Origin of the sequence: Streptococcus oralis subsp. dentisani (assembly GCF_002860905.1) — a bacterium.
GTDB lineage: Bacteria > Bacillota > Bacilli > Lactobacillales > Streptococcaceae > Streptococcus > Streptococcus oralis_BA.
The window spans coordinates 1-13,050 of the sequence record NZ_PKIG01000005.1 but is presented as its reverse complement, the minus strand read 5'-3'; the positions used below and the strand labels follow the sequence as shown (position 1 = coordinate 13,050).

At 41.3% G+C, this 13,050-nt stretch carries 9 protein-coding genes and 1 pseudogene; 1 reads left to right on the top strand and 9 read right to left on the bottom strand.

The window, feature by feature from the left end:
• Positions 1-7: 7 nt before the first annotated feature.
• Genes aroC through CYK16_RS07690 form a run of 5 tightly spaced genes read right to left on the bottom strand, consistent with a single transcriptional unit; the run spans position 8 to position 4,951 of the window.
• Positions 8-1,174 carry a chorismate synthase gene (aroC, locus tag CYK16_RS07710; RefSeq protein WP_060805598.1) on the bottom strand — a complete coding sequence of 389 codons (1,167 nt, stop codon included), beginning with the start codon at positions 1,172-1,174 and terminating at the stop codon, positions 8-10.
• A 9-nt stretch (positions 1,175-1,183) separates the two neighbouring features.
• Positions 1,184-2,251, bottom strand: coding sequence for a 3-dehydroquinate synthase (gene aroB / locus CYK16_RS07705; protein ID WP_060805597.1), 1,068 nt, complete (start codon positions 2,249-2,251; stop codon positions 1,184-1,186).
• Positions 2,252-2,269: 18 nt separating this feature from the next.
• Positions 2,270-3,124, bottom strand: coding sequence for a shikimate dehydrogenase (locus tag CYK16_RS07700; RefSeq protein ID WP_101776858.1), 855 nt, complete (start codon positions 3,122-3,124; stop codon positions 2,270-2,272).
• A complete protein-coding gene (gene aroD, locus CYK16_RS07695) occupies positions 3,114-3,791 on the bottom strand; it encodes a type I 3-dehydroquinate dehydratase (protein WP_000767765.1) in 678 nt (225 codons plus the stop codon). The genes CYK16_RS07700 and aroD overlap by 11 nt, the downstream gene beginning before the upstream one ends.
• Positions 3,788-4,951 carry a class I SAM-dependent rRNA methyltransferase gene (locus CYK16_RS07690; protein ID WP_060805613.1) on the bottom strand — a complete coding sequence of 388 codons (1,164 nt, stop codon included), beginning with the start codon at positions 4,949-4,951 and terminating at the stop codon, positions 3,788-3,790. The genes aroD and CYK16_RS07690 overlap by 4 nt, the downstream gene beginning before the upstream one ends.
• A gap of 149 nt (positions 4,952-5,100) precedes the next feature.
• Here CYK16_RS07690 and CYK16_RS07685 point away from each other — a divergent pair, with 149 nt between their 5' ends.
• Entirely contained in the window at positions 5,101-7,218 is a 2,118-nt protein-coding gene (locus CYK16_RS07685) for an LTA synthase family protein (RefSeq protein ID WP_180948758.1), read from the top strand.
• Between the two features lie 563 nt (positions 7,219-7,781).
• Here CYK16_RS07685 and CYK16_RS10630 read toward each other — a convergent pair.
• The 4 genes and pseudogenes from CYK16_RS10630 to CYK16_RS07660 all read right to left on the bottom strand — a co-directional run.
• Positions 7,782-7,856 (bottom strand): annotated as a pseudogene (locus CYK16_RS10630) (IS200/IS605 family transposase); the annotation flags it as partial.
• A 188-nt stretch (positions 7,857-8,044) separates the two neighbouring features.
• Positions 8,045-9,388: a DEAD/DEAH box helicase gene (locus CYK16_RS07670; RefSeq protein WP_023943124.1), complete on the bottom strand. Its 1,344-nt coding sequence runs from the start codon at positions 9,386-9,388 to the stop codon at positions 8,045-8,047.
• Between the two features lie 292 nt (positions 9,389-9,680).
• Positions 9,681-10,496: an endonuclease/exonuclease/phosphatase family protein gene (locus tag CYK16_RS07665; RefSeq protein ID WP_060805596.1), complete on the bottom strand. Its 816-nt coding sequence runs from the start codon at positions 10,494-10,496 to the stop codon at positions 9,681-9,683.
• Between the two features lie 51 nt (positions 10,497-10,547).
• Positions 10,548-12,728 (bottom strand): PTS transporter subunit IIBC, encoded by a 2,181-nt coding sequence (locus CYK16_RS07660; RefSeq protein ID WP_081094031.1) that lies wholly within the window; start codon positions 12,726-12,728, stop codon positions 10,548-10,550.
• Positions 12,729-13,050: the final 322 nt, after the last annotated feature.

Sequence of the window (13,050 nt, the reverse complement as noted above, 5' to 3'; positions counted from 1 at the left end):
GAACTCCTTAATAGTTCTTTGTATAGTCTCGGTGTTTGGCCACCGCTTCTTTTAATTCCTCTAGATTATCTGATGAGAATTTTTCAAGGATTTCTTGTGCCAGAACCGTTGCCACAACGGTTTCCATGACGATACCTGCTGCTGGAAGAGCAGTCGGATCACTTCTCTCCACAGTTGCCTTGTAGGGTTCGTGGGTTTCGATATCCACACTCATGAGTGGTTTGTAGAGAGTAGGAATGGGTTTCATCACGCCACGAACAACAATAGGTTGCCCATTAGTCATACCACCTTCAAAACCACCCAGATTGTTGGTACGGCGAGTATAGCCGTCTTCTTTAGACCAGAGAATTTCGTCCATAACTTGGCTGCCTTTACGGTAACCAGCTTCAAAGCCAAGACCAAATTCCACCCCTTTAAAGGCGTTGATAGAGACAACTGCTTGGGCCAATCTTGCATCCAATTTTCTGTCCCATTGGACATAGGAACCAAGACCAACTGGAACACCTCCAACAACTGTCTCCACAACCCCACCGATGGTATCACCGTCAAGTTTGATTTGGTCAATATAATCCTTGATTTCCTGTTCTCTTTCTTGGTTGACAATAGAAACTTCAGACTGGGCAGCTCTTTCCTTAATCTCAGCAACTGTGAGATTTTCAGGGACATCGATTTCCTTGCCACCAAAGACAACGACATGGTTGGCAATCTCCATATCCAGCTCAGCCAAGAGGCGTTTGGCTACTGCCCCAACTGCCACCCGCATAGTGGTTTCACGGGCAGATGAGCGCTCCAAGGAATTTCGCAAATCATCAAAACGGTACTTGATGCCCCCAACCAAATCGGCATGACCTGGGCGAGGATGGGTGATTTTTCGTTTGCTTTTAAGGCGGTCTTCAATGTCCTCCGCAGACATGATGTCCAGCCATTTTTGATGGTCCTTATTGACGACATCCATAGTAATAGGAGCCCCTGTCGTCTTCCCGTGACGAACGCCTGAAGTAAAGACAACTTGGTCACTCTCAATCTTCATACGGCCACCACGACCGTAGCCACCCTGACGGCGCTTAAGGTCCTCATTGATATCCTCAGCTGTCAAAGGAAGCCCAGCTGGAATTCCTTCAATGATAGCTGTCAGACGGGGGCCGTGTGATTCTCCTGCAGTTAAATATCTCATATACTCTCCTTATTTTACCAAGTAGTCTTTCATCTCTTCCAGAGAAACTGGGTGAATGGTCGCTGAACCAAGCTCTGGTACCAAGACCAATTTCAAGGTGTTCCAACGCGCTTTCTTATCATGAGTCAAAGCTTGATAAAGTTTATCAACATCCCAGTTTTCATAGTCAACAGGCAAACCAAATTTCTGACACATAGCTGTGATGGACTGGGTTATGCCAGCTGGCATGAGGCCTTTTTCCTCAGCAACCTTGGAAATCTGCACCATTCCCACAGCCACAGCTTCACCATGCATGACCTTGCCATAACCGGTAGTCGCTTCAATAGCATGACCAATAGTATGGCCAAAATTGAGATATAGGCGTACACCATTGTCCAACTCATCCTCAACCACCATCTTGCGCTTGACCTGACAAGAATGTTCAATCAAGGTCTCTGCATGCTCCAAAATGCTCTCCACAGAACCATCCAGTTCCGTCAAGAGAACCCAAAGTTCTGGATCCTCAATCAAGCCGTACTTGATAACCTCACCCATCCCTTCAATCAGCTCTCTTTTTCCGAGGGTTTCAAGAACAAGCGGATCAATCAGAACCCCATCTGGTTGGGCAAAAGTTCCTACCATATTCTTGGCAAATGGAGTGTTAACACCCGTCTTTCCACCGATAGAAGAATCCACCTGGGCAGTTAAACTGGTCGGAATCTGAACAAAATGAATGCCCCGCATATAGGTAGAGGCTATAAAACCAGCCAGGTCCCCAACGACACCACCACCAAGAGCCACGATTCCATCGCTACGAGTCAGACCTTGCTTGACTAGAAATTCATAGACTTTCTGAACAGTGGTTAAATTCTTTCTTTCTTCCCCTTCCAAAAAGTCAAAAACAGCTACTTGAAAACCAGCATCTTCTAGGCTGAGCTTGACCTTCTCTGCATAAAGAGAAGCTACATGGTTGTCTGTTACGATAACCACTTTTTGTGGTTGCCAGAGTTCTCGCAACCATTGACCAGCCTGAGCCAGACAGCCTTTTTCAATCTGAATATCATAAGGATGATGAGGAATATCAATTCTGATTTTCATAGGAGAATCTCCCTTTCTTTATTGGTATTTTTCTGTTAAAGACTGCCAAATCTCTTCAGTCGGCATTTCTTTACCTGTCCACAGTTGAAAAGCTTCTGCAGCTTGATAGAGCAACATTCCCAGACCATTGACAACTGGATTTCCCTGACTTCTAGCCCATTTCAAAAATGATGTTTCAAAGGGTTGGTAAATGATATCTGCGACCAAGAGATCTTCAGGTAAGACTATACTTGTCGGAACTGGGGACGATTGGCCATCCATCCCCACACTTGTCGCATTGACCAGTAAATCAGACTCAGCAATCCTTGCTTGCAGTTCAGAAACATATTCTAAAGCATACAAGTCCACCTTAAAGCCTGTTTGCTCCTGTAACTTGTCTAGATAAGGTCTTGTTTTTTCCATAGAAACGGAACGAACAAAGACAGAAATCTGACTGACGCCATCCAAAATAGCTTGTGCCAAAATGGACTTGGCCGCACCACCTGCACCCAGCAGGGTCATCTTATTACCTGTAATTGTAAAAGAAGGCAAGCTCTTAAAAAATCCCTTGCCATCTGTATTATATCCAATTAAATTGCCATTCTCATTGACAACCGTATTGACCGCACCAATCAAGCGCGCTTCATCACTCAGCTCATCCAAATAAGGAATCACCTGCTCCTTATAAGGCATGGAAAGATTGATTCCAAACATCTGGTAGCGACGAATATTAGCCACTGTGACTTCCAAGTCACCCGCTTCAATCTCCCAAGCCACATAAGCACCATTGGTAGCTGTCGCCTCAAAGGCACTATTGTGGATAAAGGGGGAAATAGAATGCTTGATAGGATTGGCAACAACGGCAGCTAAACGTGTATAGCCATCAAGCTTCATCCAAAATCTCCCGAATTTTTTTCATGTTAGCTAGGGAAATCTGACCCGGTGCACTGGCCTCATCTAGACTAGCAAAGGACCAGCTAGAACCAGTCACATCCGCAGTGATACGAGAGACCTTGCCCACCTTGCCCATAGAAATCGTCACATATTCCTGTTCAGGATTGAGGGTTTTAAAGCCTCGTGTATAGTTCATCAAGTCTAGCACATCCTGCTCCGTGTGAGCCATCACCGCAACCTTGACAAGTTTTGGATTTAGGCTCGTCAACTCTGACAAGATTTCCATCATGTTTTCAGGTGTTTCTTGGAAATTGTGGTAACTCAAAACGAGATTTGGAAAGTCCAGCATTTCCTCAAAAACATCCTTGTAGCTGTAATACTCAAAATCAATATAGTCTGGTTGATAGAGTTGCGCCACTTCCTTGATTAGATGGATATACTCTTCTGGAGAAAGGTCGATTTCTCCACCTTCAGAGCGAGTTCGCAATGTGAAAACCAACTCACGGCCTGCGAATTTTTCAAAAATAGCTGGAGCTACCTGCAAAATCGCTTCCTTAGGCAAATAGTCGGCACGCCATTCAATGATGTCCGCATCCAGATACCTCGTGGCATCCAGAGCCTGAGCCTCCTCTAAACTTCTTGGCATTACTGAAACGATTAATTTCATTTACTAACCTTCATACTAATCACCTTGAGGTAATTACTACTTTCATCTTTTTTATTATAGGCGAAATCTGCTGGAAGACCGTATTTATTTAAAATCTGGTAACTTCTTCCTGCAAAGCCTTTATCAATTTGTTCTGTAAATTTCTGGCGGGAAACATTGGCAGCATTGGTACTGGCAATGATAATCCCTCCAGGATTTAAAATCTCAAGACTCTGGGATATCAACTTGTGATAATCCTTGGCCACAGAGAAAGTTTGTTTTTTATTCCGAGCAAAGCTTGGCGGATCTAGGACAATCACATCGTATGTCAAATCTTTTCGCTTGGCATATTTGAAATATTCAAAGACATCCATGACTATAAAACGATGGTCGTCTGTGCTGATTCCATTTGCCTGAAAATGCGCTTGAGACAATTCTCGTGAACGTTTAGCTAGGTCAACCGAAGTAGTCTGGCTTGCTCCTCCCATGGCCGCAGCTACTGAAAAGGCTGCTGTATAAGAAAACATGTTGAGCAAGGATTTACCCATAGCCAACCCATCAACTAGACTACCACGAACCTCGTGCTGATCTAGAAAAATCCCTGTCATCAAGCCATCGTTCATAAAGACTTGATACAGAACACCATTTTCCAAAACAGTGAAAAAGTCAGGTGCTTCTTGACCATAAATATGGGCAGATTCATAGTCCAAACCCTTAAAACGGATCTTCTCATAGGCTCCTAAAAGCTCAGGAAAAACCTGTCTAAAGGCTTCTGAGATAACCTTGCGAATCTGATAAACATAAGAGTTATACCAAGAAAAGACAGCATAGTCGCCATAAAGGTCCACTGTCAAACCCCCAAAGCCATCCCCCTCTTGGTTGAAGAGACGAAAGGCAGTTGTCAAATCATCTTGATAATAGGATTTTCTCTTTTCTTTAGCTTGTCTAAACAGCGTTTCAAAGAAAGCTTGATTGAAGGCCACCTTGTCCTTACTAACAAACCAGCCCAAGCCCTTGTTTTGCTGCGAAAGGTAGGCAGTTCCAAGAAAGGTTCCTTCCTGACTCTGCACTTCTACTTCCTGATCCTTAAGATTGACATTCTCAAGATCACTGGCTTCTAGTAAAACTAGCCCCTTAGCGAGCTTCTTTTCAACCCTTTTGCTAACTCTTATTCTATTCATAACTACCATTATATCAAACTTTTAGACAATTCTCAAAAAAGAAACTACCCTTGCTTTTTTACTCTTCTTTTAAAAAATGGTATACTAATACTAATAAAAAATTAGGAAGTAAATGTGTGAGAAGCAATTTTAACAAAATCCAAAAAGCCATGGGTACCAGACTGGGTTTTGTCCTAACCCTTTTAATCCTCTATTGGCTCAAAACCTTATTAGCCTATACCGTTGACTTTAATTTAGATATTCAAGTAGGCAAGTTGCAGGGAAATTACCTTGCCTTTATCGCCTTTTTCAATCCCCTTCCTCTAGGACTACTCCTGCTGGCTCTAGCCCTCTATGCTCGCTCAACCAAGATCTTTTATGGTCTGAGTATAACTATTTATAGCCTTTTATTCATTTGGCTCTATTCCAATGTCTTTTACTATCGAGAATTTAGTGACTTTATCACGGCTAATACCATGAAGGTGGTCAGCAAGGTGTCTGTCGGCACTGCGGAACTAGAGTTACTGCGTCCTTGGGATTTCATCTATTTTATGGATTTCCCATTGCTGGCTTTCCTTTTCTATAAAAAGTTCATCCAGCTGGATAGGAGACCTTTCAAATTCCGCTCCAGTGTTGCTATCACTGCTCTCTCAGCCCTGCTCTTTTCTGCTAATCTTTTCTTGGCTGAAATTGAACGTCCCGATCTCCTATCGCGAGGATTTTCGAATTATTATGTTGTCCGCGCCCTCAGTTTGCCAGCCTTTTTAGGCTATAGTGCCAACCAATCCTATAGCGCCAACAAAGAACGTGCCAAGGCCTCTGAGACTGATCTTCAACCTATTACAGATTATATTCAAGAACATTCTGCTAAGCCCAATCCAGACTATTTTGGCTTGGCCAAAGGAAAAAATGTGATTTATCTCCACTTGGAGAGTTTCCAACAGTTCCTACTTGACTATAAACTCAACCTAGATGGAACTGAGCATGAAGTCACTCCCTTCCTAAATTCACTCTACCATTCGCAATCAACCCTAGCCTTTTCGAATATCTTTAACCAAGTTAAGGCTGGTAAAACCTCAGATGCGGAAACCATGCTAGAGACCGGTTTGTTTGGACTTGACCAAGGTTCCTTTATGGTCAATTACGGTGGTACCAATACCCAGCAGGCAGCTCCTTTTATCCTATCAAAAAACGGCTACCAATCAAGTGCTGTCTTTCACGGCAATATCGGGACCTTCTGGAACCGAAATACGACCTACAAACAATGGGGCTACCAATACTTCTTTGATGCTTCCTACTTCACAAAGCAAGACAGTAGCAATTCTTTCCAATATGGTTTAAATGATAAAATCATGATGAAAGATTCTATCCAGTATCTAGAGCACTTACAGCAGCCTTTTTATGCTAAGTATATCACGGTGTCCAATCACTATCCCTATGCTAGCAATCTGACAGGCGATGAGCTTGGTTTCCCACTGGCTAAAACCAAAGATGAAACGATCAATGGCTACTTCCAAACCGCCAACTATCTGGATAGTGCTATCAAGGCCTTCTTTGACTATCTCAAAGAAAGTGGCCTCTATGAAAAATCCATCATCGTCATCTACGGAGACCATTATGGAATTTCCAATTCCCGCAATCCTGACCTAGCACCCTTGATTGGAAAGACTTCTGAGAACTGGTCGAATTACGACAATGCCATGTTGCAACGAGTTCCTTTTATGGTGGTCATGCCTGGTTATGAAAAGGGACAAATCATCAATACCTTCGGTGGACAAATCGATATCTTACCGACTCTAGAACACCTCCTTGGTATTGAGTCCAATTCCTTCCTTCAAGTTGGACAAGACCTTCTGTCTCCAGACCATCAAGAAATAGTTGCCTTTCGAACTGCCAATTCCTTCGTCACACCAAAATATACTAGCTATGACGGACGAACCTACTATACTGAGAGCGGTCTTGAAATCAGCAATCTTGATGAACAAGCTCAGACTGAACTAGAAATTGTTCGTCAAGCAGCTAGTCAACAGCTGAAAATCAGCGACCAGATTCAAACTGGTGATTTAATACGTTTCTACCAAGCAGATCATCTTGGAAAAGTTGATACAGAAAGTATTTCTTACCTCAATTCTTTGCCAATTCTGCAAAAGATTGAGCAGGAAAAAGGTGGTCAATCAACCAGTCTCTTTAGCCAACGACAAGGTAAAACCAGTGCTGACCTTTTCAAGGCACCAAGTTACCAAGAACTCCATCCAGAGTCGGCAGAAACCGAATCAAAATCACAATAAAAAATGCTCTTCCGTCTTGGAGGAGCATTTCTTTTTATCAATGAAAATCAAAGAGCAAACTAAGAAACTAACCTCAGATTAACTGTAAGATTGTAGGTAGAGAGGTTGTATCAGTAATATATGTCTGTCAAATTTAGTGACGAAGATAGTAGAAGATAAATCAGCTTCAGTAGATATCTGGAAAATTTGATTTTATAGAAAAGCCTTTTGTTACAAACTCAATATACTATCAATAAATAATATCATAGAAGCAACAATAATTATAATTTCACCTATTTGAATAATCCTATTTCGAACTCTAAATATATTTTCTATCCAAAATACTTGTATCACACACATTATAGGAATTAAAGTTTTTGAAATTGAAAAATATCCAAATAAATAAACTATAAACAACAATAATAGAACTATATTATATTTCTTATTCAAAACATTCCTCCCTATATTTTTGATTACCAATCTTAATCAATTACAACCACATTATAACAAACTACGAAATCCTTGTTAACAAATATTGCCATTTTTTAAAATTTTTTGTGATTCTTACTTCGATATTGATTTTAGATGACTTTTCGTCTATACTTAGGTGTGAACACAAAGTGATACTTTGTGTGCGATAAACTATGAGCCTTTTGTGCATATTTTTCTCCTTTCGCTTTACAATTGGCTTGAACACCTTTATTGTATCGCGTTTGGAGTTTTTTGAGTATAACCTTCGACGCGCACCTGCATAGCGGGTGGTTTTTTGTTTCGCACCTAACGGAGCGAGACGGACTGCAAATCATATAATTAAAAAAGTTGGAGCTCAGCACTCCAACAGTTGCTATTAAAATGTTTGGCGTTTTGCTTTACGCTCTGCACGACCGCGAGCACGATTTTCGGCACGCTTAGTCTTACGGCGTTTTTCATCCACTGCCCATTGAATCTTCTTCTTATATCCCGGTTTGACTTTTTTCTTTTTCTTTTTAACCAAACCAATCATTTCGATATCAAGCTTATCTTGTTTTTTCTCACGGTTGGCACGACGATCACGGTCATAAGTATCTTGAAATTCCCCGTCTTTGACCATCTTAGGAGTAAACTTGATTCCTAATTTCTCCAACTCACGGATATCAGAGTCATCACTTGGCTGATATAGGGTAATAGCTGTACCTGGTAGGCCGTTGCGTCCAGTACGACCAACACGGTGCACGAAGAAGGATAAGTCTTGCGGAATGGCATCATTAATAACATGGCTGACACCTTCAATATCAATTCCACGCGCTGCCAAATCCGTTGCGACAATATACTCAAAATCCAGATTTTTCACCTGATTCATGATACGCTTGCGCTCACGAGGGGCAATATCTCCGTGAATCTTTGCCACCTTCAAACCTTGCGCAGTCAAGTAAGCATGCAATTCATCAGCCCGTGTTTTAGTGTTAACAAAAATCATTGCCAAATAAGGTTGCATCAACTGAGTCAGCTGGTAAATTTGAGCATTCTTATCACGTCCCTTAGTAGAAATCAACCAATTATCAATGGTATCAGAAATGACCGTTTTGGTCTTGATTTTCTCCATGACAGGATTTGACAAGTATTTTTTCAGGAATGGTTGCAACTTTTGTGGAATAGTCGCTGAGAAGACCATGAATTGCAGGTCTTTTGGAAGACTGCCAGCAATCTTATCAACAGTTTCCAAGAATCCCATATCCAAGGTCATGTCTGCCTCATCGACCACAAAGGTCTTAGCCCTGTGAATAGCTAGGTCACCAGACTTAACTAAGTCATAAATACGGCCAGGCGTTCCGATAACAATATGAGGCTGGTTACTTGCCAATTTGTCAATCTGGCGAGCCTTATCAGTCCCCCCCACATAATTAACCACACGAACTTCCACTTCTGAGTGGGCTGCAATCTGACGCGCTGCTTGGTAAATTTGAGTAGCCAACTCACGACTCGGTGCAGTAATCACTGCTTGTACACTATCGCTAGATTCATCTAATTGCTGGAAAATCGGTAACAAGAAAGTGTGAGTCTTACCTGAACCTGTTTTTGATTCTCCAACCAAATCTCGGCCTGCCAAGACAATGGGAATCAACTTATCTTGTACCTCTGTTGGAGTTGTAAATTTCAACTCCTCCAAGGCTTCACTAATATATTTTTTAAATTGAAATTTCGTAAATGACATAATATCCTCGATTCTATCTATTCTATCAATTATACCATATTTTATTCCATTTCAGTAGCCTCACTTATTTAGGCTATTTCCAGCACCTTCTCTAGTCAGAAAAAGGCTGGAATTTTATAATCCCAACCTCTTTTCATACTCAATGAAAATTAAAGAGCAAACTAGGAAACTAGCCGCAGGTTGCTCAAAACACTGTTTTGAGGTTGCAGATAGAACTGACGAAGTCAGTAACATCTATACGGCAAGGCGACGTTGACGTAGTTTGAATTTGATTTTCGAAGAGTATCAGTTATTATTTCCAGTTTAAAATAGCATTCAAACCATAGTGATCACTGACTTGTGGACTCTTGTTACCATCAAATACGACATATAAATTTTCCACCGCTAACTCTTTGGTAGTAAAGACATAATCGATTCGAAGAGGTTCTGTGTTCCCTTTCCAGCCATCAATTTCTGGTGGAACAGTATAGCTACCGCTTTTCTCTTGAGCAACTTCAAATGCGTCTTGTAAGCCCAATGGACTAGCTAAAATAGCTTGGTAGCCTTCCTGTCCAGCCGGATTGTTGAAATCTCCAGCTAGCAAAAGTGGCTTGTTCAATTCTTTCAAGACAGCCTCAAATCGTGCCCATTCTTCTTGGAAACCTTTATCCCACCAAGAAAGGTGGACACTTGCAACTGCAAGCTCCTTACCATCAACTACAGTTTCAGCCACGGCAACACGGCGAGTATGATAGTCTGTTGGATCATCCACATCTGAAACTAAAATTTCTCTGGCTTCAATAGGTGTTTTAGACAAGATAGCCACACCTTCGTGGTAGCGATCATAACCGATATGGTTATAGGCCCAAGTCCAGTAGTAATCTTTCCCTTGCTCAGACAACTTTTCGACCAAGAGTCTAACATAGTGATCTTGGTGAATAGGCTCAGCTGCTGGCAAAGGTTGATAGAGATCATTAACCTCCACCACTGGCGAAGTGATTTCCTGATTGATTTCTTGGAAACAAATCAAATCATAGTCCTTTTCAAGAATATCCTCAAGCAAAATCTGGAATTTTTCCTCAGCTTCTTTTTCCATCCAACTATGAGTATTGAGTGTTAAAAATTTCATTCTTTTCTCCCAAAATAAGAGGTTGGAATACAGCTTCCAACCTCAAGTATATTACAATTCTACTTTAGCAACTGCTGTTTTAGCTGCAAGAGAACCTGTTTTTTCTAATTTAACTGATTTAATTGCATCACCATTTGTGAAGACAACGACTGTTGAAGTTTCACGTCCTGCTGCACGGATAGCATCCAAGTCAGCTGTGACAAGGAGATCTCCTGCTGCAACTTTTTGTCCTTCAGCAACATGAACTGTAAATGGTTTACCTTCGAGACTTACTGTGTCCAAACCAATGTGAACCAATACTTCAAGACCTGCTTCAGTCACAATACCAAGAGCATGTTTTGTTGGGAAGATACTTGATACAGTACCTGAAGCTGGAGATACAATGTTTCCATTTGCAGGTTCTACTGCAAATCCATCACCCATCATTTTTTGAGCAAATACTGGATCTTTTACTTGTTCCAAAGCAACAACTTGACCGTCTGCTACTGAGTAAACTTCTTCAGTAAGACCTTTGAAGTGAACAGTGTTTTGTTGTGCTTCAGTCATTTGGCTTGGAAGAGTTTCAGGAATGATTTCACCTGAATCAAGGATATCTTGGATATCAGATTTCAATACGTCAGCTTTTGGTCCGTAGATAGCTTGAACCCCTTGTCCTTTCATGACAAGACCCATAGCTCCTTCTGCTTTCCATTGCTCTGCATTTCCTACTTTATCTGCATCTTTAACAGTTACACGAAGACGAGTCATACATGCGTCAACATCAACGATGTTTGCACGTCCACCAAGAAGGTTAATAATGTTTACAGCTTGAGAACCTGCTGCAACTTTCACTTCGCTGCTAGATTCTTCTGAACCTTCAGCAGTTTCGTAGTTTCCGTTACGCCCTGGAGTTGCGTAGTTGAATTTTTGAATCATGAAGTTTGCAATAAAGTACATGATTACAGCAAAGAGAACAGTTACCCAAACGAAGTTAACGATATCCATACCGATACCAGCACTGATTGCAATAGGTGTACGAGTCAAGAACTCGATTGAACCGAATGAGTGCATACGTAGGTTTACAACGTCAGCCATAGCGAAGGCAGCACCTTGAACAAGTGAGTAAACAAGATACATAGGTGTTGCGATGAACATGAACATGTATTCGATTGGTTCAGTAACCCCTGTCAAGAATGTTGCAAGAGCTGTTGCAATCATCATACCTTTGTATTTATGTTTCTTGTCAGCATCAACATTACGGTAGATAGCAACGATGACACCCATCAAGATACCGAATGAACCGATCATTTGTCCAACTTTGAAACGAGCTGGATGTACTGTATCTAACAAGTGTTGGTATTGACTAGCATCAGTACCTTTAAGGTTTACAAGGTCTGTTACCCACGCAAGCCATAGTGGGTCTTGACCAAATACTTGACTACCTTTAGCTGCACCAGTTAAGACATCATAAGTACCACCAAGAGCTGTGTAGTTCATTGGGATAGTCAACATGTGGTGAAGACCAAATGGCAAGAGCAAACGTTCCAATGTACCATACAAGAATGGTGCAAGGATTGGAGCAGTTTCTTGTGAGTTGGCAATCCAGATACCAAAGCTATTGATACCTGTTTGAACTACTGGCCAGAAAGCAGCAAGTACAATTGCAGCAATTACTGAACGAAGAATAACTACAAACGGTACAAAACGTTTTCCGTTAAAGAATGAAAGTGCATCAGGAAGCTTACGGAAGTTGTAGTATTTGTTGTAAGCAGTTGCCCCAATAAAACCAGAAATAATCCCTACGAAGACACCCATGTTCAAGGCTGGAGCTTCAAGAACACTGATAAAGTAATCAGCAACTTTGATTGATCCACCGAAGAGAGTAGTTACCATAGCATCTGGATTTTTCAACATATCGCCTGATACACCAAAGATTGTACCAGTGATACGGTTAATCAAGATGAAGGCAAGACCAGCGGCGAAAGCACCACCAGCACGTTCCTTAGCCCAGCTTCCTCCAATAGCGAGGGCGAACAAGATATGAAGGTTAACGATAACTCCCCAACCGATTTGCTCTAGTACACCACCAGTAATAACGAGTGGTGCAAAGGTTGGGTTAATCATCACGATAGACTTACCGATTGAAATCATCAAACCAGCAGCCGGCATAACCGCGATAACCACCATCAAAGCCTTACCGAATTTTTGCCAAAATTCGAAAGACAAGACATTTTTGAATGTATCTTTCATCATTCAAATCTCCTTTATTTTTATTTAGGCAAACGTTTTACGAAAACGTTTGCACCTTTTATGATTTAATTATACCACTTTAATTTTTTTTGTAAAGGCTTTTACAAAAAAAATTACACTTTTTTCTAAAATTTTTGTAGCAAAAAAGGAGATCATTTAATCTCGGCTCTATAATATTTGTAGTGGGTAACCCCCTATGGATATTATGGAGCCTTTTTTGTGTAGAAAAAAAGTCCCATATGACCTATAATGAAAAGCGATCAAACAACTCATTAGAAAGAATCATATGGAACAATTACATTTTATCACAAAACTACTCGATATC